Raw genomic sequence first — 21,596 nt, 5'->3', positions numbered from 1 at the left:
TCCTTACGTCCGGGGTCACTCGGCAGGCAACTCCGGCGCCCCCTCCACGGCCATGCCACGGAGCAGACCAGCCATCACGTCCGGCACGCGCGCTCGCTGAACGGCCGTCAGCTCCAGGGCGTCCAGCGCTCGGTTCATCGCCTCGAACATGATCTTCGTCTGGATCTCCGCGATGTGGACCAGGCGCTCGTCCACGCCCATGCGGGACGCCACGGCGACCATCCGGACCAGGCGGTCCCGCTCTTCCCCGTAGAGGCGCACCCACCCGTTCACGTCGGCGGCGTACGTGGTGTCGACGCCGGGGAACTCCCCGCCCTCCCGGTGCACCTCGGAGGTCAGTCCCCACACCAGGGCGTCCGCCTCCGTCTCCCGGACCCGCTCAAGCAGCCACGCCACATGCCCGGACGCCTGCCGGATGAGCCGGGACATCACCACCGCAGGGTCCTCGGCCGGGCCGATCTCCCCGAAGGTGGTGCCCCACTCAGTGAGGGCCGCCCGGCGCCGGTCGTCCGCCTGCCGCTCCGCAGCCGCCGCAAGTACCTGCGGGGCGCTGCCCCCGTGAAAGCGGCAGACCGAGCCGCCCTTGATCGGGGAGTTCTTGCAGGGGCCGCGCTTGGTCTTGGCGGTGCACGTCGGCCGGGGCTTCCACCCATCGGCCGTAGCTTCGGCCGGGTACCCATCGAACGTCGTCATGATCTTGCCTTTCGGTGTCTGTGATCTTGTGTCGGATCGGGGTTCGTGGGACCTGTTCACCTGTTCACTCCTACGGAGTGTGAACAGGTTGAACAGGTAGGGTCCCGGCTGTTCCGAACAGGGCTGAACAGGTTGAACAGGTAGTGGCCTGACCTGCGGCGATACCTGTTCAAGCCGTTGAACAGGTCAGAGCCTCAGACCTGTTCAGAACAGGGGTTCATTTCAAGATCGTCTGAACAGGTCCGGCGGCCTTTTCGGCGTCCCCGAGGACGTAGCCCTTGACCCCGAGCTGAACGATCCGTCCGGCATCCTTCAGCTCCCCGAAGGCCGCCGACACGGCGGTGTTGTGGGTCTTCTCCGGCTTGTACGGGCCCGAACGGAAGCGGGCCTGCGACACCGGCTCGGGGTCGGACTGGCAAAGGTGCGCGAGGATCGCGGCCTTCAGCGGCGCCGCCTTGTCCGGGTCACGCGGGGCGTGCTTCAGCGGCACCAGGACCACGGACGTGACCGGGTCGCCGTCCTCGTCCGCCAGGCCGTCCAGGACCACCTGTCGGGGCTGGAACACCTTGTCCGGCAGTTCCTCCGCGTCCTTCTGCTTCTCGACCCCGAGCGTCACCGTCGTCTCGTCCAGCTCCTTGCCGTCCCGCTTCACGGACAGCTCGGTGTCCATCGCGCCCTTCACCGCCGACGCCCCGCGCGACCGGTCGGCGTTGTGCCCGGTGTGGTGCACCAGCCACACGCACGCCCCCGTGGTGGCCTTCAACCGGTCCACCAGGGCTACGACTTCGCCCATGTCGGTGTTGCTGTTCTCGTCCACACCGACCGTTACGCGGGCCTGCGTGTCCAGCACCACCAGCACGGGGCGCAGCCGCTCGCAGGCCGCCACCAGGGCGTCCCACTCGGGACCGGTGACCTGGACGGGGCGGGGCAGGAACTTCAGGTTCGGGCCGATCTTCTTACCGTGGTGCTGCTGCCAGGCGGCACCGCGCTTCCAGACACCGGCGGCGCCCTCGGCCACGATGTAGACCACCGGCCCGGCCTCCACGCGGTGCCCGTGCCAGTCCCAGCCGTTCGCCACGTGGACGGCAACATCCAGCGCCAGGAAGGACTTCATGGAGCCGGACGCGCCGTACATCCGCGCCACGGTGCCCCGGTACAGGTATCCCTTCAGCACGGGCCGCGCCGGAGGGATGGCCGCGAGGTCGTCCAGCGTGAGCATTTCGTCCAGCAGCGCGGCGGCCTGGTTCTCCACGGCCTCCGCCTCCGCCTGCTCGTGCTGCCGGGCCTCCGTGTCCCAGATGGACCGCATGGTCTTCAGCAGGTCAGCTTCGCCGATCGGATCGGCGGACGCGGAGTTGGCGGCGCGTGCCATGTCCGAGTACCAGGACCAGCCGCGCGGCGGGGCGAACTTCCAGGCGTCGGCGGCGTAGTGCCCGGCCACCGCCGCCAGCCAGTTGTTCCCGCGCGCGGGGTCGTCGGCAGGAAGAGAGAGCAGGTCAGAGAGGTGGGCCCCCTCCAGCCGGCCAGCTACCACGCTGCCACCCGTACCGGGCACCGCCGTGCGTGCCAGATCCGCCACCCAGGCGGGCAGCGGCGCCGGTTCGGCGCCGTGGACGACCGTGTAAACGTCGTACGTCTTGGACCCCGGGACCATGACGTACGCGCCCGGCCCCGTCTTGAAGTCCACGGCCTCCCCAAGGGTGTTCGAGTAGCCGTCGGCCTTGCCGCCGGTCTCCCCGTCGGGGAGCTGGAAGACCATCTGGAGGCCCGCGCGACCCGTTCGGTACGTCAGCGTCTTGGGCACGTCCTGAGCGGCGCTCAGCGCCTCCCAGGTGGCCTCTCCCGGCTTCCCCTCGGCCACGTCCACATCCACCACGGCGCGCCCGGTGAGCGTCTGCCCCAGGTTCAACCGCCCGTGCTGGCCCCACTTGATCCACCACATGCGGATCGTCTCCGGCTCGGTGGTGGCGTCCTTCGAGCCGTGGTCGTTGCGTGGATGCTTGCCGGGCGACTTGCAGGCGTAGTTGCCGCAGGTGCACCCGTCCTCGGTGACCCGGTGGCACGGGAAAACCTTCCCGCCCTCGGCCGCGAGAGCGAGGGCCGCCGCCAGCAGGCCGTCAGGGTCCGCCAGGGCGCCGTTCCCAGGGTCGGTGGACGTCGGGGCCACCGGAGGCAGTTCGGGGCGCTCAGCGCCCTTCACGTACTTCACGACTGTCCCCCTGCCTGAGCCTCGAACAGCTCGGCCAAGTGCAGCCAGAAGGCATCCCAGGGGTCTGCCGGAGCGTCCGCCCGGCCCTCGGGCATACGGCGGTCGGAGGGGTTCAACTCTCCGGCCGTTCCGTCGTTGCGGGTCACGTCCACGGCGATCCCTCCTTGGTGGGACGCATGGCGATCACGGTCCGCAGTTCGTCGATCGGCTGACCGGTCTCCCGCGCCACGGCTTCGAAGGCGTCCAGGGAGTCTCGGACCATCTCCGCGTTGTACTGCTCGTCCGTCTTGGACGGCATCCAGCTGCGCCCCTCATGAGCGCTGGACTTGATCATTTCGGCCCCTCCGCACGAGTAGGTTCGTCTCGCGTGCTCGGCCGATGGGGGATCGTCTGGGGACCGGAGACCAGGCCGGAGGGGCGGTATCCTGAATACGTAGATACCGGGCTCTCGGCGGGGCCAGGTCTGCACTTTGTCAGTCGGAGCGGCGTCCCCTGAGGGCGCCGCTTCGGCGTTTCCGGGGTCAGGCGGCGCGGCACTCGCCCGCGTGCTTGTTGGCATGCTCGCGGGCGCGGTCGTCCCAGCCGTAGCCGAACTCCCGGCGCTCACCGCAGCCGTAGCAGTACAGGAAAGCCACCTCGCCTTCAGCGGTGGTCGCCGTGGTGACGACGTTCCCGCCGACGGTCGTGTACTGCTTGCCGATGTGGTCGCCGCGCTCCGGCGCCATGGAGACCTCGCGGGCGTCGGCCGCATTGGACAGCTCGTACTGCCACTCGGTGTCGATCACGTCGTACATCTCGTCGTCCGTGATGTTGGCCAACGGGCCCTGCTGCTTGGCCGACAGCGTGATCCGGCCGTCTGCATCGGTGGTGTAGTTCGTCATGATCTTGCCTCTCAGAGGAATTGGTGCTGGAGGGTGTTGCGGTCGGTGGTGCATCCGGCGGCGTGCTTCTGGCCTTGCTCCTCGCCCTTGCCGTGCGCCTCGCAGGAAGAGCAGGACCAGACGCGTTCGCCGGTCTCGGGGTGGGTCACGCTCTCCACCCGGCCGCCGCCGTCGGCAGTCAGGTACAGGCGCGAGTCCAGGGCCGCCAAGTCAGGCCGCCACGAGCGCAGAGGCCGGGGCGGACGGGGTAGGGCCGCCGGTCTCCGAGAGCAGCGCCACCAGCGAGCTGGTGACCGCCACCGTGCGACCGGTGCCAAGCCGGAGCATCCGGACCGGCGCCTTGCCCTGCTTGACCAACTCGTACAGGGCGGACTTGCTGCACCCGAGCGCCGAGGCGCAACGCGTGATCGAGACCGTGGCGGGCCACGTGTTGATCTCTTCGAGCGTCGGCTGATTCATTCCATTGCCCTCGCTTTCTTGCCGGGACTTTCCGTCGTTGCACTAATTTTTCCACGGCACAGAGGGTGCTATCTGGCTGCATAGTGCCTGATCCCAGGTACTTTGGCAGCGTTTACACAGAACTTGATCAAGGACAGTGCAGGTCAGCCAATGAGGTAATGAACAGGCAAGTCTCCGCGACACAACATTTGCCGTTTAAACGGCGAGCATCGTCAGGTTATGCGGACTCCGCATCGTCTTGATGCGAACATCGCATCACTGCTACTATGCTGCTATGCCCAAGACCACACGCCCTTGGGGCGAACTCACGAAGCAGGTCGCACGCACCGTGCGTGACCTGCGAGAACGACGTCAGTGGACGACCGACGACCTGTCCCGTCGGCTCACCGAGGCGGGGTATCCCCTCGCGCAGTCCGGGGTGACCCGCCTGGAGAGCGGCGGCCGACGGATCACCGTGGACGACCTGGAAGCGCTCGCGGCCGTCTTCGGGGTCCACCCGACCGCCCTGCTCTCGTCCGGCGCCCCACCGGCCGACCCGTGTGCCGTCCACGGCCACAGCTACGACAACCGCGAGATCACCGGCCCCGGGCCGCGCACTTGCAACGACTGCGGCCACCCCGAAGACCTGGCGGTCTGACCATGCCCGACCCGATCAAGAAGCTGCCGCCGAACGCGAAGGGGCAGACGAGATACCGCGCCGTCGTGGACATCGGCTACGAGCCGCAGACGGACAAGGCCACCGGCGAAGTGGTCACCGACCCGGCCACCGGGCAGGCGAAGCTGAAGCGGAAGCAGCTCACGATCACCAAGGACACCAAGACCGAGGTGAAGAACGAACTGGCCCGCATCCGCCACCAGCGCAGTGCGGGCACGTACGTGGCCCCCGCGAAGATGACCGTGAGCGCCCTGCTGGACCTGTGGCTGAAGTCGGCCACCCGGGACGTGGAAGAGGCCACCGCCAGCAACTACGACAACGCCCTACGGCCCGTACGGAAGTACCTCGGACACAAGCCCGTCCAAGAGTTGAGCGAAGAGGACGTGGAAGCGTTCATCGACTGGATGGTGTCCGAGGGGCGCCAGCGCGGCGGGAAACCCGGGACGGGACTCGGCATACGGTCGGTGCGGCTCACCCTCGGGCGGTTCCGTGCGGCGCTGAACCTCGCGGTGCGGCGAGGTGTGGTGGTCCGAAACGTGGCGGAGCACGTGACCATCTCGAAGCAGGCGAAGGAAAAGGCGAAGAAGGCCACCGCCGTGCACAAGCCGTGGAACCAGGAAGAGGTGAAGAGGTTCCTGGAGGGCATCCAGGGCCACCGCTCGTACGCGCCCATGCTGCTCGCCCTGATCGCGGAGCGTCCGGCGGAGGTGTGCGGCGCCCGCTGGAGCCCGGACGTGGACCTGACGGCCGGGACGATCGCAGTCGGCACCAACACGCGGACGATCGTCTACGACCGCACGGCCGAGCGCGGCCAACGGAACAAGGTGGTGGAGAAGGGCGCCAAGACCGACGCAGGGAAGCGCACCTTGCCCCTGCCGAAGCCGGTCCTGCGGGCGCTGAAGGCGTTTCGGGCTCAGCAGGCAGTGGAGAAGCTGGCCGCCGGGGAGGCGTACACGGACAGCGGGTACGTGCTCGTGGACGACCTGGGACAACCGTGGAAGACGGACAAGCTGCGCCGCGAGGCGCACAAGCTGATGGCGGCCACCGGCGTACGGAAGGTGCGGCTGTACGACGCGCGGCACGCCTGCCTGTCGTGGATGGCGAACAACGGGGTGCCGGACACGGTGGTCTCCGCGTGGGCCGGTCACTCGGACCTCGGGTTCACGAAGCGGACCTACGTCCACCCCGACCCGCAGTCGTTGAAGGCGGGTTCGGAGAAGCTGGCCGAACTGCTCGGCTGACCTTGATCAACAGCGTTTGTGAGAAATTGTGAGACGGCGCCCCCGGAAACGATCAAGAGGGGCCCCGAAGGACCCCTCTGACCTGCTATCTCTCTGTCGGGACGACAGGATTTGAACCTGCGACCCCTTGACCCCCAGTCAAGTGCGCTACCAAGCTGCGCCACGTCCCGATGCCCGTCTGACCTGGGGTTTCCCCGGCCCGAACGCGCATGAGAACAATACCGCACTCGGACCGGTGGTCACGAATCGCTTTCCGGGCGGATCGGGCGCTTGACCTCAAGTGTGGTTGAAGTTGCACCGTGGATCGCATGACGACGACAGAGATGACTTCCGTTGCGGGATATCAGGATCTGAACCGGCTGCTGGCCCTCATGACGGGTGACGAGAAGCACGGACCGGCGGCGACCTCCACGCTGGACGCTCTGTGGGTGCTGTACGACCGGGTCCTGCGCGTGTCGCCCGGGACCGTCGACGCGCCGGGACGGGACCGGTTCCTGCTCTCGAAGGGGCACGGGCCGATGGCGTACTACGCGGTGCTCGCCGCCAAGGGGTTCCTCGCCGAAGAGACGCTGCCCGGCTTCGGCTCGTACGACTCGCCGCTCGGGCATCACCCCGACCGGACCCTCATCGAGGGCGTGGAGATCGGCAGCGGCTCGCTCGGGCACGGACTGCCGCTCGCCGTGGGCAGTGTGCTGGGGCTTCGTGCGCAGGGTCTCACCGACCCGCGGGTGTGGGTGCTGATCGGCGATGCCGAGCTGGACGAGGGCAGCAACCACGAGGCGCTCGCCTACGCGGGTCCGGCGGGGCTCGATCAGCTCCACACGCTGGTGGTCGACAACGCCTCCGCGACGTACGGCTGGCCGGGCGGCATCGCGTCGCGGTTCGAGGCGGCCGGCTGGTCGGCCGAGACCGTCGACGGCCGGGACCACGAGGCGCTGTACGCGGCCTTCACCGCGCCGCACGCGGGCCGACCACGGGCGGTCGTGGCCCGCGTCGAGCCCAAGTCCTGACCGCCGCGCCACGTTCGTCCGTCCGCGGCGCCCGCCGAAAACACCCGCGGAACCCATCCGCCGACCGCATCCGTCAAGAGGGGCATTTCCATGGACACCATGCGCGACCGCTTCATCTCCACCACCTCCCAACTGCTGGACGACGACCCGCGACTCGCCGTCGTCCTCGCCGAGATCAGCCGGGACGGCTTCGACGCGGCGGAGCGACGCCATCCGGACCGCGTGATCAATGTCGGGATCCGTGAACAGCTGCTGGTCGGAGTGGGCGGCGGGCTCGCCCTCACCGGGCTGCGGCCGATCGTGCACACCTTCGCGAGCTTCCTGGTCGAGCGCCCCTTCGAACAGGTCAAGCTGGATTTCGGGCATCAGGGCGTGGGCGGCGTGCTCGTCAGCGCGGGGGCCTCGTACGACTGGCCCGCGGGCGGTTTCACCCATATGGCGCCGGGTGATGTCGCGCTGATGGACACCCTCGACGGCTGGGCGGTGCATGTGCCCGGCCATCCCGACGAGGCCGAGGCCCTGCTGCGGCATGCCGCCGCCGGGGACGGACGGGATTACGTACGACTGTCCATGCAGAGCAACGAGCGGGCACGGCCGGTGACCGGCGCCGGGTTCAGCACCGTACGCCAGGGGCGCGCCGGGGTCGTGGTCGCCGTCGGGCCGATGCTGGACAACGTGCTGGCGGCGACGGAGGGCCTGGATACGACGGTGCTGTACGCGACGACCGTGCGGCCCTTCGACGGCGCGGCGCTGCGCCGGGCCGTCGCGGGCGGTGACGCGGCGGACGTCGTGCTCGTCGAGCCGTATCTCGCCGGCACCTCCACGGCCGCGGCCAACGACGCGCTGGCCGAGATCCCGCACCGGGTGCTGGGGCTCGGTGTGGCCCGCCGGGAGCTGCGCCGCTACGGACAGTTGGAAGAGCACCTGGCCGGGCACGGCCTCGACGCGCGGTCGCTGAGGGAGCGGATCTCGGGGTTCCTGACGCGCCCCTGAAGCGATCCTGATGCGGTCCTGGCAGAGTCCGAACGGGTTCGCATGGCATTCGTGAGGCGTCCCCGTCCGGATCGGTTCCTCGGAGCGCATGGCCGGGCCGCACGAGGCAACCTTGGATGGGGACCGGGACCCTCGATCCGGGAACGGCCGGCGTCGACGGCGCCGCGGAAGACGTGCGCAAGACGTACGGACGCAGAAGACGTACGGACGCAGAAGACGTACAGAAGTGGAGCCTGCCATGACCGCGAGCGGTGATCTGCTCATCGACGCCTTCGGCCGTATCCAAGAGACCGTCCATGAGGTGGTGGACGGCCTCTCCCTCGATGAGCTGGCCGTACGGCTGGACGAGGGGGCGAATTCGATCGCCTGGCTGATCTGGCATCTCACCCGGGTCCAGGACGATCACATCGCCGACGCGGCCGGTACCGAAGAGGTGTGGATCGCGCAGGAGTGGTCGGAGAGGTTCGAGCTGCCGTTCTCGCGCCGCTCCACCGGATACGGCCACTCCCCCAAGGATGTGGCCTCACTCGACGGGGTCACCGGGGAACTGCTCGTCGAGTACCACGACGCCGTTCACGAGCGGACGGTGAAGTACCTCGGCACGCTCAAGGACCCGGACCTCGGCCGGGTCGTCGACGACGCGTGGACCCCGGCCGTCACTCTCGGCGTACGGCTGGTCAGCGTCATTTCCGACGATCTCCAGCACGTCGGGCAGGCCGCGTTCATCCGGGGGTGGCTGGAGCGCCCCTGAGTCCAGCCGGAGACGACTGCCGGCGACGGCTCCGGGCGACGCCTCCAGGTGTTCTGTTCAGGGCGTGTGCGGTGCGGGGGGCCGCGCCCCGCCGTGCGTCAGGTACGACAGCAGCTCCCGGGCGGCCGGGCCCGTGCGCTGGTCCTCGGGAACGGCCGCCGAGACCTCCCAGAGGTGGTCCTCCGCACCGGCCAGCGGTATGGTCCGCAGCGCCGCGGCCTGCTCCTTGCGGGCGATCGGGCGGGGCACCACCGCGATGCCGAGGCCATGCCCGACCAGCTCGATCAGACTGTGCACGTCATTGACCTCCAGGGCGACCCGCCGCTCGATGCGGGCGGCGGCGAAGGCCCGGTCGGTGAGGCCGCGGGCGCCCCAGTCCTCGTGGAAGTCGACGAAGACCTCGCAGCCCAGTTCGGCCCACGCGGCCTTCTCCGCCCCGGCGAGCGGATGATCGGGATGGCAGAGCAGCACCATCGGCTCGCTGGCCAGCGGCACCAGTCGTACCCCCTCGGGCACGGCTCCGGACACGGCGACGAAGGCGAGGTCGAGCCGTCCGTCCGCCACATCCTCCAGGAGCGAGGCGGAGCCGGCCTGTCGCAGCCGTACCTCCACCTCGGGGTGCTCCGACCGGAACCGCGCGAGCAGGCCGGGTACGTGCACGCCCGTGACGCACTGCTCGGTGCCGACGGACAGGGTGCCGCGCAGCAGCCCCTGGACCGCCGCGACCGCCTCCCGGCCCGCCCGTACGCTCGCCAGCGCGCGTGCCGCCTCCACGAGCAGGGCGTGGCCGGCGCCGGTCAGCTCGACCCTGCGGGTGGAGCGCACGAAGAGCCGGGCGCCCAACTCGCGCTCCAGGGCGCGGACGGAGGCCGAGAGTCCCGACTGCGAGACCATCAGCCGCTGGGCGGCCCTGGTGAAGTGACGCTCTTCCGCGACCGCGACGAAGTATTCGAGATGCCGGAGTTCCACGACGTACGAGCCTAAGGGCTGTCGAGGCGATCCGATTGAGAACCCCGGCCACTCAATGCGTTCGTTTTCTTCTATTGGACGCCTCACGGGCCTGCGACGAAGCTGGAAGGTGTCCGCCGGATCCGGCGGGCGTCGCAGCAGGAAGGGTGCGCCACACCATGAAGACTCGCCGCATCGGAACCGTCGAGGTCAGCGCGATCGGTCTGGGCGGTATGCCGATGTCGATCGAGGGACGGCCCGACGAGGCCCGGTCCATCGCCACCATCCACGCGGCGCTGGACGCCGGGGTGACACTGATCGACACGGCGGACGCCTACCACCAGGACGCCAACGACGTCGGCCACAACGAATCGCTGATCGCCAAGGCGCTGGCCTCCCACAGCCGGGGCTCCGAGGTGCTGGTGGCCACCAAGGGCGGCCACCTGCGTCCCGGAGACGGCTCCTGGACGCTGGACGGCTCCCCCGAGCACCTCAGGCGCGCCTGCGAGGCGTCGCTCGGCCGGCTCGGTGTGGAGGCGATCGGGCTCTACCAGTTCCACCGTCCCGACCCGAAGGTTCCCTACGAGGAGTCCGTCGGCGCGCTGCGCGATCTGCTCGACGAGGGCAAGATCCTGCAGGCCGGTATCTCCAACGCCGACCCGGACCAGATCCGGTCGGCCAACGAGGTCCTCGGCGGCCGGCTGGCCTCCGTGCAGAACCAGTTCTCGCCGGCCTTCCGCTCCAGCGAGCCGGAACTCGAACTCTGCGCTGAGCTGGGCATCGCGTTCCTGCCGTGGAGTCCGTTCGGCGGTATCAAGCGCGCGGGCGATCTCGGCTCCTCGTACGCGGTGTTCGCCAGGATCGCGGAGGCTCACGGCGTGAGCCCGCAGCGGGTGTGCCTGGCGTGGATGCTGGCCAAGTCGCCCACCGTTCTGCCGATCCCGGGCTCCAGCCGCCCGGAGACCATCGTCGACTCGGTCGCCGCGGCGGATCTCGTACTGACCTCCGCCGAGGTGGCGGAGCTGGACGCGGCCTGAAGACACCGGCGACACCGGCGCTCACGGACACACACGCACCACTGACCCGCCCCGGCGCGAAGGCCCGGGGCGGGTCAGCCGTGTGTCGGGACGGAATGCCGCCGAGGACCGGCGCCAACTCTCGTATCACAGAGAGCCCTTCCGACCCATTGACCCCCTGTAAGTGCTGAACCTACGCTGTGCGACGTACTCCAGAAAGCGCTTTCTAACCCGCAGCTCGGCTCACCAGCACCGGGAGCGCCCATGAGAACACCCGCGAGAACGTCTTCCGTCAGAGCACTGTCCCCAACCTCCGCCTTCTTCTCCCCCTACCTCGCCATCCTCGCGTTACTGGCGCTCGTCCTCGGCCTGGGGATGGCCGCGCCGCCCCGCGCCGACGCGGCACCGTTCCGCGTTCTGGTCTTCTCCAAGGTCACCAACTTCGAACACGACTCGATCCCCGCCGGAATCGAGGCTGTTGAGCAGCTCGGCAGCGAGAACGGGTTCGAGGTGGAGGCCACCGACGACGCCGCGGCCTTCACCGCGGACAATCTCGCCCGCTTCCAGGCGATCGTCTTCAACAACACCAACTCCACCCCCGAGAGCGGTGATCTGCTCGACGCCGACCAGCGCACCGCCCTCCAGGGCTTCGTACAGGCGGGCGGCGGCTGGGTCGGCCTGCATGCCGCGTCCGCCAGTGAGCGTGACTGGGGCTGGTACGAGGGGCTGGTCGGCGCGATCTTCGACAAGCACCCCGCCGTCCAGACCGGCCGCGTGAAGGTACTCGACCAGACCCACCCCTCCACCCAGGGCCTTCCGCAGCTCTGGGAGCGTACGGAGGAGTGGTACAACTGGCGCACCAACCCCACCGGCAAGGTGCACACGCTCGCCCAGATCAAGGTGAACGACGGCGTCGACGGGCTGGACGAGGGCGTCGACCAGCCGTGGTCGTGGTGCCAGAACTACGACGGCGGACGCTCCTGGTTCACCGCGGGCGGGCATGACTCGTCCGCCTTCCAGGAGGACGCCTTCCGTAAGCATCTGCTGGGCGGGATCCAGTGGGCCGCGGGCAACAAGCCCGGCGACTGCACCGCCACCAAGACGGGCGCCTTCCAGCGCACCGCGCTGGCCACCAGCGATCTCGCCGACCCCTTCGAACTGGCCGTCGCCCCGGACCGCAGGGTCTTCTTCATCCAGCGCACCGGCAAGCTCAAGGTGATCGACCAGAACAACCTCAAGGTCTCGACCGCGCTGGACTTGGCGTACACCCCGGAGATGACGAGCCAGTCCGACGGGCTTCTCGGGCTGGCACTCGACCCGGATTTCGCGGCGAACAACTGGCTCTATCTGCTGCACTCCGACAAGACCGAGAAACGGCTCAATCTGTCCCGCTTCACGGTCACCGGAAACACCATCGATCCGGCCTCCGAGAAACGGCTGCTGACCGTTCCGACGCTGCGCGGCGAGGGCCGGGCCAATTCCCATATGGCCGGTTCGATCGCCTTCGACAAGAACGGCGATCTGTATGTCGCGACCGGCGACAACACCGATCCGTTCGCCTCCGACGGCTTCGCCCCGATCGACGAACGCGAGGGACGCCGCGCCTGGGACGCCCAGGGAACCGCCGGGAATACGAACGATCTGCGCGGCAAGATTCTGCGGATCACCCCGGAGGACGACGGCACCTACTCCATCCCGGACGGGAATCTCTTCGCGCCGGGTACGGAGAAGACCCGTCCCGAGGTCTACGCGATGGGCCTGCGCAACCCGTTCCGTATCACCACCGATCCCCTGAGCGGCGCGCTGCTCATGGGCGACTACGGACCGGACGCGCGGGAGGCCGTGGCCGACCGGGGACCCGAGGGTACGGTCGAGTACAACAGGATCACCGAGGCGGGGAATTACGGCTGGCCGTACTGCACCGGCAACAACACCCCGTTCAATGACTACGACTTCGCCACCGGGACCTCGGGGGCGAAATTCGACTGCGCCAATATCGTCAATGACTCGCCGAACAACACCGGTCTACGGGATCTGCCCGCGGCCAAGCCGGCGACGGTCTGGTACGCGTACTCCGCCTCGCCCGAATTCCCCGAGCTCGGCACGGGCGGCGCCGGGCCGATGAGCGGTCCCGTCTACGACTACGACCCGGCGAACACCTATCCGTCGAAGTTCCCGGAGTACTTCGACGGCAAATGGCTCACGTATGAGCTGACCAGGACCTGGTTCAAGGCCTTCTCGCTCCAGCGGGAGGACCAGACCTTCACGGATCCGCGGTTCGATCCGGTGAAGGCGGGCGATCTCCACTCCATCAACGGTGTCTTCGGCGATCTGAAGTGGAACCAGCCCTTCGACGCCGACTTCGGGCCCGACGGAGCGCTGTACGTCATCGACTTCGGACTCGGCAGCGGTACGGGCCGGGGCGGCAGCAACGAGGGCTCCGGCATCTACCGTATCGACTATGTCGCGGACGGCCGGCTGCCCGACGCCAAGTCCACGACGACCCCGGACAGCGGCCCGGCGCCACTGAAGGTGAAGTTCTCCAGCGAGGGGTCGGGGCTGCCCGGCGGCAAGCCGGTGACCTACGCGTGGGACTTCGACGGCGACGGGACCACCGACTCCACCGAGCCGAATCCCTCCCATGTCTACACGGAGAAAGGCCGGTTCACGGCCCGGCTGACCGTCACCGGGCCCGACGGGCTCACGGCGCTCTCCGTCCAGGAGATCACCGTCGGCAACACCAGACCGGTGGTCACGATCCAACAGCCCCCGAACGGCGGGATGTTCAGCTTCGGCGACACCATCCCGTTCACCGTGAAGGTGACGGACCGGGAGGACGGGAAGACCGGACCGGGCGGCGGAATCGACTGCTCGCGGGTGGTCGTACAGTCCCAGCTCGGCCATGACAGCCATCTGCATCCGCTGGACAACTACACCGGCTGTACGGGGGAGATCGTCACCGATGCCGGGGACAGCCACGGCCCCGGGCAGAACCTGTACTACGGCATCACCGCGCAGTACGAGGACAAGGGCGCCGAAGGCGTGCCCGCGCTGACGGGCTCGACGGCGCTGACGCTCCGTACGACCTTCCGGGAGGCGGAGCACCGTACCGCGACCGGCGGCGCGCACGAAGGCACCGTGATCGCCGACCGCGCCGACTCCTCGGGCGGTAAGCGGGTGACGGAGATCGAGGACGGTGACTGGGTCTCCTTCGAGCCGGTGAATCTCAAGGGCATCACCTCCGTGACGGTGGGCGCCTCGTCGGGCGGTCTCGGCGGCGACATCGAGTTCCGTAACGGCTCACCGACCGGACCGTTGCTGGGGAAGGTGACCATCCCCAACACGGGCGGCTTCGGCAACGTGGTCTCGCCCACGGTCAAGCTGAGGAGCCCCGGCGGCACGGTGACGGTGTACGCGGTGTTCACCAACCCGGACTGGTCGGCGGACAAGCCGGATCTGCTCGCTCTCGACTGGCTGCAGTTCAACGGCGCCGGGGTGGAGAAGAAACCGGCCACGAAGGTGTCGTTGAAGGCCGCGCCCGCCGAGGGAAGCTCGCCACTGGCCGTACAGCTCACCAGCACCGTGAAGCCGGCGGCCGGGCGCACCATCGCCTCGTACCACTGGGACTTCGGCGACAACACCAAGGGCACGGGTACGGAGGGTCCGAGCGCGGCCCACACCTACGCACGGCCGGGCGCGTACACGGCGCATCTGACCGTCACCGACGACAAGGGCGACACGACGACCGGCGCGGTCCCGATCAACGTAAGCTGAGAGGAGAGACAGTGACGATGAACAGCACCCGAAGAGCGTTCCTGGGCACGGCGGGCGCGGCAGTCGGTCTCGCGGCCCTGGGCGTGAGCACCCCCGCGGCGGCGGCCACCACCGGTTCCACCACCGCGGCCGGGCATCGCCGGCGGCGCATCCCGCCGTCCGGGATCGGTATGCACCTCTACACGATGCGCACCCCGCTCGCGACGGATTTCCGGGGGACGCTCGAACGCCTGGCGGAGATCGGTTACGCGACGGTCGGCGTCAGCGGCAGGCACGGTCACAGCGCCGCCGAGATCCGGCGGATGCTGGACGACACCCGGCTCAAGGCGGTCCTGGAACATGTCGCCTACACCACGGTCACCGGCAGCGGTCTGCCGCAGGCGATCGAGGACGTCCGCACGCTGGGCGGCTCCTGGGTGGTCGTACCGAGCCTGCCCGCGGAGATGCACTCACCGGCCGGATACCGCGAGGCGGCCCGGCAGTTCAACATCGCCGGGCGCATCGCCAGGGAGTCCGGGCTCAAGGTGCTCTTCCACAATCACGACGGCGATCACGACGTGGTCGACGGCGAGAGTCTGTACGGCATCCTGCTCAAGGAGACCGATCCGGAGCTGGTGGGCTTCGAGCTGGATGTGTACTGGGCGGCGAAGGGCGGGGACGACCCGCGCCGGCTGTTCGTGACGGACCGCCGCCGGTTCCCCGTGCTGCATGTGAAGGACATGGCGCAGAACGGCGGCTTCGAGGACGTCGGTTCGGGTGTCCTGGACTTCCCGGCGATGTTCGACACAGCGCGCAGCGGGGGCGTACGGCAGTGGCTGGTGGAGCACGACGCGCCGGCCGATCCGTTCGCGAGCGCGCTGAACAGCTACCGCTATCTGTCGACGCTGCGGTACTGACGCCCGCCGCGGTACCGAGCGTGCTGACCACCGGCGTGCGTCATCCGTAAGGGCCCCCGGCCGCCGTCACCGGCGGCCGGGGGCCCTTCGACGGGGAGACCGAGCGGCGGACGAGGCCGGGGGCCGTGTCCTTCCCTTCGGTCCGGTCCGCCGCTCGCACCGGTTGGGCCGGTTGTGCTTCCAGGAACGCGGCCGCGCTCGCCCCGCGGTTCAGCGGGGCGAGCGCGAGCAGTGCGTCGAAGGATCGGGCCCGTAGGCGGGTCCGGCGGTCAGTCCTGCGCCGAGGCGGCCCCCAGCAAGCCCCGGATATGCCCGGCCGCCTCCCGGAACTCGGGCCGTCCGAGGGTCTCCGTATAGTCCCGCTCGGGCTCCAGACCCACGTCGATGATCTCGGTGATCGTGCCGGGGCGCGGGCTCATCACCACGACCCGGTCGGCCAGATAGACCGCCTCGGAGATCGAGTGGGTGACCAGCAGGACGGTGGTGCCGGTCTCCCGCCAGATGCGGTTCAGCTCCATGTTCATCTGTTCGCGGGTGAGGGCGTCGAGCGCGCCGAACGGCTCGTCCATCAGCAGCACGGGCGGCTCGTGCAGCAACGCCCGGCACAGGGCGACCCGTTGCTGCATCCCACCGGACAGCTCATGCGGATACGCGTCCTCGAACCCGCTGAGACCGGTCATCTCGATGAGCTCGGCCACACGCCGTCGTGCCGGTTCCGCGGGCATCCTGCGCATCTCCGCCTGGAGGAGGATATTGCGCCGGGCGGTACGCCACTCCAGAAGCGCGGCCCGCTGGAAGACATATCCGATGTCGTGCCGCGGCGCTTCGACCCGCTCGCCCTGGAGCCGTACGGCGCCCGAGGAGGCCTTCAGAAGGCCCGCGACCAGCTTGAGGAGGGTCGACTTGCCGCACCCCGAGGGGCCGACGATGGCGACGAACTCCCCCATCGCGACATCGAGCGAGACCTCGTGGAGGGCCGTGACATCGCGCTTCTTCGTACGGAAGCGAACGGCCACGTCCTCAAGGCCGACCGCCGCCGTCTGCCCATCCCCCGTACCGTCTCCCGCGGTCCTCCCTCCCGCCGGGGAGCCGCCCTTCGAGGCGTCGGGCTTCCGGAGCGTCGTATCCCTGGCCATCGTCATCCCTTCAGCGCCGTGCCGCTGTCCCAGTACTCCGCGACGGCCTTCGGGCTCTTCACCAGACCGGCTTCGGCGAAGACGTCGATGGTCTGCTGCCAGTCGCCCTCGGTGTTGACGCCCGGGGCCTTGCCTCGCGTCGCGTCGGTGTGCAGCAGTGTGACGGTCGTCCTGAACTGCTCCAACAGGACGCTCGTGGGCGGCAGTTGCTCCGAGGCGCCGTCCATCTCCGCGACCGCCGCCTCCGGCACCTTCTCCGCCGCCGCCCATGCCTCGCTGACGGCCCGCACCATGCGCCCCGCCAGCTCGCTCCTGCCGGAGAGGACCTTCTGGCCCGCGATCAGGCCGTTGGAGTAGAAGTTGAGTCCGTGCTCCGAGAAGCGCAGATACGACACGTCCTTCTTGGCCTTGTCCTGCATGGTCGGACCCTGGTCACTGGCGTAGCCGAGCAGCGCGTCCGTCTTGCCGGAGATCACCGCGGCGATCTTGCCCGCCGGGTCGGTGTTCTGGATCCGGACGTCCGACTCCTTGAGATCGTTCTTCTCCAGGAAGATCGGGAACGTCTTGGTGAGCGCGTCGCCGGCCGTGCCCGCGATGGTCTTTCCCTTGAGATCGGCGGGGGTGGAGACATTCTCGCTCGCGAAGAACTGCACCGAGGAGGGCGTGGTCTGGAGGAAGACACCGAGGCTTTTCACCTTGACGCCCTGGTCCACCCCGCTGAGGACGGCGGGCGTGTCGGCCCAGCCGAAGTCGGTCTGGCCCGCGGCCGTCGCCTGCACGGTCTTCTGCGAGCCCTGGCCCGCCCGGATCGTCAGATCGATGCCGTGCTTCTCGAATATCTTCTGCTGCTTGCCGTAGTAGAACGGCGCGTGTTCGCCGTACGGATACCAGTTGAGGGTGAGCGTCACCTTGTCGAGCTTCTTGCCGGAGTCGCTGGTGGTCGTCCCCGAGCCGTCCTCGCCACAGGCCGTGGCGACCAGGAGCAGCGGTACGAGGCCGATCAGGAGTCTGCGCGCATGCATGGCTGGCCCTTCCCTGAACGGGATCGAGTCGAGTCGAGTCGAATTGATCGAATCGGTGGAGCGGTCGAGTCGGTCGAGCAGTCGAGTCGGTACGAGTCAGTACGAGGTGGTGACGTTGGTGTCCCGGCGGCTGGCGTGCCAGGGCAACAGCAATTTCTCGGCGATCTCGACCAGGACGAAGAGGACGACGCCGATCAGTGACATGACGAGCAGTCCCGCGAAGAGCATCGGGGTGTCGAGGTTGCCGTTCGCCTGGAGGATCACATAACCGAGCCCCTCGTTGGCGCCGACGAACTCACCGACGACCGCTCCGGTCACCGCCAGGGTCACGGCGACCTTGAGACCGGAGAAGAGATGCGGCAGCGAGGCCGGGAAGCGGATCTTGGCGAAGGTCTGCCAGGGCTTCGCGCCCATGGTGGCGGAGAGTTGGAGCATCTCGGGATCGACCGCCTTCAAGCCGGTGACCATGGAGATCACCACCGGGAAGAAGGCGATGAGGACGGCGATCAGGATCTTCGGCGTGATGCCGAAACCGAGCCAGACCACGAACAGTGGCGCGATGGCGATCTTGGGCACGACCTGGGCGAAGAGAAGAATGGGGTAGAGCGTCTTCTCGACGGTCGAGGAGTAGACCATGACGACCGCCGCGAGCACCCCGACCACCACCGCGATCACGAAACCGAGCAGCGTCTCATAGGTCGTCACCCATGTGTGCTGCCAGAGGTAGTCGGCCTTGCCCGTGAGTACATCGAGCGTCGCGCCGGGCGAGGGGACGAGATACGGCTCCACCAGTTCGGCCGCCGCGATGATCCACCAGAGGGCGAAACAGCCCGCCAGCAGGGCGACGGGCCGCCAGCCGGCCTCGACGGCACGGGCCAACCGCTCCCCCGTGCCCGGACCGTTCCGCTCGGCGACCCCCGACACTCCCTTGTCCGGTGCGGGCGCGGGTGCGGGTTCCGGCTGCGGCGCCGATGCCGGCGCGACGCTCTGGCTCACTGTGAACTCCTCGGGAAAACCGGGCAGTTATAAGTGCGCTGTTCGCCTACAAGCGCTTTCAGAAAGCGCTTTCTGATAGAGTGATCGCCACGCTAATGACTGCCCGTCCGTACGGTCAATAGGTCGTCCCGAAGTTTCGGGGTCCGCCACGGACCCCGCCGCCACCGCGACCCGGGGGTCGAGTTGAGTGAACGGGAAGCACAGACCCATGTGACGCTGGAGGCCGTCGCCCGCCGCGCGGGCGTCTCCCTGGCGACGGCCTCCAGAGCACTGAACGGCACGACAAGAGTCCGCGAGGAGCTGCGCCAGCGGGTGCACGCGGCGGCCGATCTGCTCGGCTACATCCCCAACGCCCATGCCCAGGCGCTCGCCAGCGCCTCCAGCAACACGGTGGGGCTCATCTGCCATGACGTGGGCGACCCCTACTTCGCCGCGATCGCGGGCGGGGTGATGCGGGCGGCGGCCGAACAGGACGTCCTGGTCATGCTCGCCAGTACGTTCCGGGAGCCGGCCAGGGAGATCGCCTATGTCTCGATGCTCCGCGCCCAGCGGGCCCGTGCCATTCTGCTGATCGGCTCGGGCTTCCAGGATCCGTCCTGGGAGCGGAAGATGGCCGCCGAGGTGACGCCGTACATCCGCGCGGGCGGGCGCGTCGCCGTGGTGAGCCGGCACCGGAGTCTGCGCGCCGACGCCGTGCTTCCGGAGAATCACGCCGGGGCCGCGGCGCTCGCCCGCGCTCTGCTGGCCCTGGGGCACCGGGAGTTCGCGGTGCTCAGCGGGCCGCGCGAACTCACCACGGTCTCCGACCGGCTGGCCGGGTTCCGGGAGGGGCTCGGCGAGGCCGGGGTCACCCTCCGGCCCGGGTCCGTCGTACATGGCGCGTTCACCCGCGACGGCGGCTACACGGCGGCCCGTGAACTGCTCGACGGCCCGGCTCGCCCCCGCCCCACCTGTGTCTTCGCGGTGACGGACGTGATGGCGGTGGGCGCGCTCGCTGGCTTCCGGGAGGCGGGCCTGCGGGTCCCGGAGGACCTGTCGCTCGCCGGCTTCGACGACATCCCGCTCGTACGGGAGCTGACTCCGCCGCTCACGACCGTCGCGCTGCCGCTCACCGCCATGGGCGAGAGCGTGATCTCGCTCGCGCTGCGGGAGCCGCGTGGAGCGCGCTCGCGGGTGCTGCGGGTCGGCGGCGAGGTCGTACTGCGCGCCAGCACCGCTCCTCCGTCACCCGCCACCACCCCTCTCTGGGACACATGTTGACGAACACTCGATGACGATCACTCAAGAGGCGAGCCATCAGGAAGCGGGCCGTCAGGAAGGTCGGATCAGCCCGTCCTCCCTGCGATGGATCTGCGCCATCAGCTCGGCGGCGAAGGACTTGATGGTGTCCAGACCGGTCCGCCCCCAACGCCTCGGCTCGGTGTCGGCCACACAGACGGTGCCGAGCGCCATCCCCGTACGGTCGATGAGCGGAGCCCCGAGATAGGAGCGGATGCCGGTCTCGTCGACCAGCGCGTTCCCGGCGAACCGGGGGAAGTCCTGTACGTCCTCCAGGACCAGCGCCTTGTGCCGTACCACCACGTAGGGGCAGTAGCCGTGGTCACGGGCCATGAACCGCTCCCTCCCGGCGCCCGGCGGAGCGTGCAGCCCGGCGAAGAACTGCCGCTCCTCGTCGATGAAGTTGACCACCGCGTACGGAGCGCCCGTCAGCTGGGCCAGCTGCTGGGCGACGGCGTCGAAGGCGGGTTCGGCGCGCTCCCCCAGCCCGAGCCCGCGCAGCCGGACCACACGGTCGGGTGCCTCGCGGTCGACGGGAGTGAGCAGCAGACGGCCGATCGGGTCGTACATCATGCGCGAAGCTCCGTCACTCTGAGAGGGCCGTGGGCGGGGCCGGGGTCGCGGTGATCAGATGCTGTACGAGGGTGACGAGCGTCTGGATACCGGAACTGGCGATGCGCGCGTCGCAGAGCACGATCGGCACCTCCGGCTTGAGATCGATCGCGGCCCGCACCTCCTCCGGCTCATAGCGGTACGAGCCGTCGAACTCATTGACGGCGACGACGAATCCGATCCCGCGCTGCTCGAAGAAGTCCACGGCGGAGAAGGAGTAGTCCAGCCGCCGGGTGTCGGCCAGCACGATCGCCCCGAGTGCGCCGCGCGACAGCTCGTCCCACATGAACCAGAAGCGCTCCTGCCCCGGCGTCCCGAACAGATAGAGCACATGGCGCTCGTCGAGCGTCAGTCTGCCGAAGTCCATGGCGACCGTCGTCGTTTTCTTGGCCTCGACGCCCGTCAGATCGTCGGTCGCGGTGCTGACCTGGGTCAGCAGCTCCTCCGTACTCAGCGGCGCGATCTCGCTGACGGCTCCCACGAATGTCGTCTTGCCGACTCCGAAACCGCCCGCGACCAGGACCTTCAGCGCGGTGGGAAAAGGCTCGGGAGCGACGGGAGCGACGGGAGCGACAGGGACGGCAGGAGGGGCAGGAGCGGCAGGAGCGGCAGGGGAGACGGGTACGGCAGGAGCGCCCGGGGCGGCGAGGGCGTCAGAGCTGTCGTCGTAGACCATCGAGGACTGCCTCCAGCAGGAATCGATCGGTGGGGTGGTCGAAGCTGTGGGGTGGCCGCGCGGTGATCGCCCCACAGTCCACGAGATCGGAGAGCAGCACCTTGGTGACCGTCACGGGGAGCCGCAGATGCGCCGCGACCTCCGCGACCGAGGTCGGCCCCCGACAGAGGCCGACGGCATGGGCGTGCTCGGGTCCGAGATGCCCCTGGGGTCCCGATCCCGTGGACATCACCAGCGTCAGCAGGTCCAGGGCTGCGGTCGGCCGGGTCCGGCCCCCGCTCACGGCGTACGGGCGGATGAGCCGGCCGGCCGCGTCATCGAGCCACGGACCGTCCATCGGAAGCGGCACC

The 21,596-nt window shown here is 69.0% G+C and carries 23 protein-coding genes and 1 tRNA gene; 9 read left to right on the top strand and 15 right to left on the bottom strand.

The annotated features are described in order from the left end of the window. Nucleotides 1-15: 15 nt before the first annotated feature. From ACIRQP_RS16185 to ACIRQP_RS16155, 7 genes are all read right to left on the bottom strand, one after another. The gene (locus tag ACIRQP_RS16185; RefSeq protein WP_403889571.1) at nucleotides 16-693 is read right to left on the bottom strand and encodes a hypothetical protein; all 678 of its coding nucleotides are present in this window, start codon (nucleotides 691-693) and stop codon (nucleotides 16-18) included. 217 nt (nucleotides 694-910) lie between these two features. Then, complete coding sequence (locus tag ACIRQP_RS16180; RefSeq protein WP_403889568.1) at nucleotides 911-2,902, bottom strand: AAA family ATPase; 1,992 nt, start codon at nucleotides 2,900-2,902, stop codon at nucleotides 911-913. Continuing rightward, nucleotides 2,899-3,054 carry a hypothetical protein gene (locus tag ACIRQP_RS16175; protein WP_403889565.1) on the bottom strand — a complete coding sequence of 52 codons (156 nt, stop codon included), beginning with the start codon at nucleotides 3,052-3,054 and terminating at the stop codon, nucleotides 2,899-2,901. Before ACIRQP_RS16175 ends, ACIRQP_RS16180 begins: the two co-directional genes overlap by 4 nt. Next, nucleotides 3,045-3,236, bottom strand: coding sequence for a hypothetical protein (locus tag ACIRQP_RS16170; protein ID WP_403889563.1), 192 nt, complete (start codon nucleotides 3,234-3,236; stop codon nucleotides 3,045-3,047). The genes ACIRQP_RS16175 and ACIRQP_RS16170 overlap by 10 nt, the downstream gene beginning before the upstream one ends. Before the next feature lie 187 nt (nucleotides 3,237-3,423). Continuing rightward, nucleotides 3,424-3,783, bottom strand: coding sequence for a hypothetical protein (locus ACIRQP_RS16165; protein ID WP_403889560.1), 360 nt, complete (start codon nucleotides 3,781-3,783; stop codon nucleotides 3,424-3,426). Nucleotides 3,784-3,794: 11 nt separating this feature from the next. Next, nucleotides 3,795-3,992, bottom strand: a complete 198-nt coding sequence (locus ACIRQP_RS16160; RefSeq protein WP_403889557.1) for a hypothetical protein — start codon at nucleotides 3,990-3,992, stop codon at nucleotides 3,795-3,797. A 1-nt stretch (nucleotide 3,993) separates the two neighbouring features. Next, nucleotides 3,994-4,242: a helix-turn-helix transcriptional regulator gene (locus tag ACIRQP_RS16155; RefSeq protein WP_403889554.1), complete on the bottom strand. Its 249-nt coding sequence runs from the start codon at nucleotides 4,240-4,242 to the stop codon at nucleotides 3,994-3,996. Between the two features lie 274 nt (nucleotides 4,243-4,516). Between ACIRQP_RS16155 and ACIRQP_RS16150 the strand changes: the two genes are divergently transcribed. Next, a complete protein-coding gene (locus ACIRQP_RS16150; protein ID WP_403889551.1) occupies nucleotides 4,517-4,879 on the top strand; it encodes a helix-turn-helix domain-containing protein in 363 nt (120 codons plus the stop codon). A gap of 2 nt (nucleotides 4,880-4,881) precedes the next feature. Next, nucleotides 4,882-6,138 carry a tyrosine-type recombinase/integrase gene (locus tag ACIRQP_RS16145; RefSeq protein WP_403889549.1) on the top strand — a complete coding sequence of 419 codons (1,257 nt, stop codon included), beginning with the start codon at nucleotides 4,882-4,884 and terminating at the stop codon, nucleotides 6,136-6,138. Nucleotides 6,139-6,234: 96 nt separating this feature from the next. Here ACIRQP_RS16145 and ACIRQP_RS16140 read toward each other — a convergent pair. Continuing rightward, nucleotides 6,235-6,308 (bottom strand) — tRNA-Pro (locus ACIRQP_RS16140). 138 nt (nucleotides 6,309-6,446) lie between these two features. Between ACIRQP_RS16140 and ACIRQP_RS16135 the strand changes: the two genes are divergently transcribed. From ACIRQP_RS16135 to ACIRQP_RS16125, 3 genes are all read left to right on the top strand, one after another. Next, a complete protein-coding gene (locus ACIRQP_RS16135; RefSeq protein ID WP_403889547.1) occupies nucleotides 6,447-7,148 on the top strand; it encodes a transketolase in 702 nt (233 codons plus the stop codon). Between the two features lie 90 nt (nucleotides 7,149-7,238). Beyond that, a complete protein-coding gene (locus tag ACIRQP_RS16130; RefSeq protein ID WP_403889544.1) occupies nucleotides 7,239-8,141 on the top strand; it encodes a transketolase family protein in 903 nt (300 codons plus the stop codon). A gap of 238 nt (nucleotides 8,142-8,379) precedes the next feature. Then, nucleotides 8,380-8,892: a DUF664 domain-containing protein gene (locus ACIRQP_RS16125; protein WP_403889542.1), complete on the top strand. Its 513-nt coding sequence runs from the start codon at nucleotides 8,380-8,382 to the stop codon at nucleotides 8,890-8,892. Between the two features lie 57 nt (nucleotides 8,893-8,949). On the opposite strand, the gene ACIRQP_RS16120 is transcribed toward ACIRQP_RS16125, so the two are convergent. Next, nucleotides 8,950-9,861 carry a LysR family transcriptional regulator gene (locus tag ACIRQP_RS16120; protein ID WP_403889539.1) on the bottom strand — a complete coding sequence of 304 codons (912 nt, stop codon included), beginning with the start codon at nucleotides 9,859-9,861 and terminating at the stop codon, nucleotides 8,950-8,952. A gap of 158 nt (nucleotides 9,862-10,019) precedes the next feature. Between ACIRQP_RS16120 and ACIRQP_RS16115 the strand changes: the two genes are divergently transcribed. From ACIRQP_RS16115 to ACIRQP_RS16105, 3 genes are all read left to right on the top strand, one after another. Next, entirely contained in the window at nucleotides 10,020-10,877 is an 858-nt protein-coding gene (locus ACIRQP_RS16115; protein WP_403889537.1) for an aldo/keto reductase, read from the top strand. Between the two features lie 354 nt (nucleotides 10,878-11,231). Beyond that, nucleotides 11,232-14,630 carry a ThuA domain-containing protein gene (locus ACIRQP_RS16110; RefSeq protein WP_403890029.1) on the top strand — a complete coding sequence of 1,133 codons (3,399 nt, stop codon included), beginning with the start codon at nucleotides 11,232-11,234 and terminating at the stop codon, nucleotides 14,628-14,630. A gap of 17 nt (nucleotides 14,631-14,647) precedes the next feature. Next, entirely contained in the window at nucleotides 14,648-15,526 is an 879-nt protein-coding gene (locus tag ACIRQP_RS16105; RefSeq protein ID WP_403889534.1) for a sugar phosphate isomerase/epimerase family protein, read from the top strand. A 269-nt stretch (nucleotides 15,527-15,795) separates the two neighbouring features. Here the strand turns inward: ACIRQP_RS16105 and ACIRQP_RS16100 are convergent, their stop codons facing one another. The 3 genes from ACIRQP_RS16100 to ACIRQP_RS16090 form a co-directional block, all read right to left on the bottom strand. Further along, on the bottom strand, nucleotides 15,796-16,668 hold the full coding sequence (locus tag ACIRQP_RS16100; RefSeq protein ID WP_403889531.1) for an ABC transporter ATP-binding protein: 873 nt from the start codon (nucleotides 16,666-16,668) through the stop codon (nucleotides 15,796-15,798). Continuing rightward, a complete protein-coding gene (locus tag ACIRQP_RS16095; RefSeq protein ID WP_403889528.1) occupies nucleotides 16,665-17,684 on the bottom strand; it encodes an ABC transporter substrate-binding protein in 1,020 nt (339 codons plus the stop codon). Before ACIRQP_RS16095 ends, ACIRQP_RS16100 begins: the two co-directional genes overlap by 4 nt. A gap of 96 nt (nucleotides 17,685-17,780) precedes the next feature. After that, nucleotides 17,781-18,608 carry an ABC transporter permease gene (locus tag ACIRQP_RS16090; protein WP_403890027.1) on the bottom strand — a complete coding sequence of 276 codons (828 nt, stop codon included), beginning with the start codon at nucleotides 18,606-18,608 and terminating at the stop codon, nucleotides 17,781-17,783. A gap of 282 nt (nucleotides 18,609-18,890) precedes the next feature. On the opposite strand from ACIRQP_RS16090, the gene ACIRQP_RS16085 reads away from it, so the two are divergent. Then, nucleotides 18,891-19,940: a LacI family DNA-binding transcriptional regulator gene (locus tag ACIRQP_RS16085; RefSeq protein WP_403890024.1), complete on the top strand. Its 1,050-nt coding sequence runs from the start codon at nucleotides 18,891-18,893 to the stop codon at nucleotides 19,938-19,940. A 51-nt stretch (nucleotides 19,941-19,991) separates the two neighbouring features. On the opposite strand, the gene ACIRQP_RS16080 is transcribed toward ACIRQP_RS16085, so the two are convergent. Genes ACIRQP_RS16080 through ACIRQP_RS16070 form a run of 3 tightly spaced genes read right to left on the bottom strand, consistent with a single transcriptional unit; the run spans nucleotide 19,992 to nucleotide 21,595 of the window. Then, complete coding sequence (locus tag ACIRQP_RS16080; RefSeq protein WP_403889525.1) at nucleotides 19,992-20,531, bottom strand: GAF domain-containing protein; 540 nt, start codon at nucleotides 20,529-20,531, stop codon at nucleotides 19,992-19,994. Between the two features lie 13 nt (nucleotides 20,532-20,544). Further along, on the bottom strand, nucleotides 20,545-21,246 hold the full coding sequence (locus ACIRQP_RS16075) for a GTP-binding protein (RefSeq protein ID WP_403889522.1): 702 nt from the start codon (nucleotides 21,244-21,246) through the stop codon (nucleotides 20,545-20,547). Continuing rightward, nucleotides 21,224-21,595, bottom strand: coding sequence for a DUF742 domain-containing protein (locus ACIRQP_RS16070; protein ID WP_403889519.1), 372 nt, complete (start codon nucleotides 21,593-21,595; stop codon nucleotides 21,224-21,226). The genes ACIRQP_RS16075 and ACIRQP_RS16070 overlap by 23 nt, the downstream gene beginning before the upstream one ends. Nucleotide 21,596: the final 1 nt, after the last annotated feature.

This window comes from Streptomyces sp. NPDC102274 (assembly GCF_044766385.1).
Taxonomy (GTDB): domain Bacteria; phylum Actinomycetota; class Actinomycetes; order Streptomycetales; family Streptomycetaceae; genus Streptomyces.
This window is presented reverse-complemented; position numbering and strand designations above follow the sequence as displayed.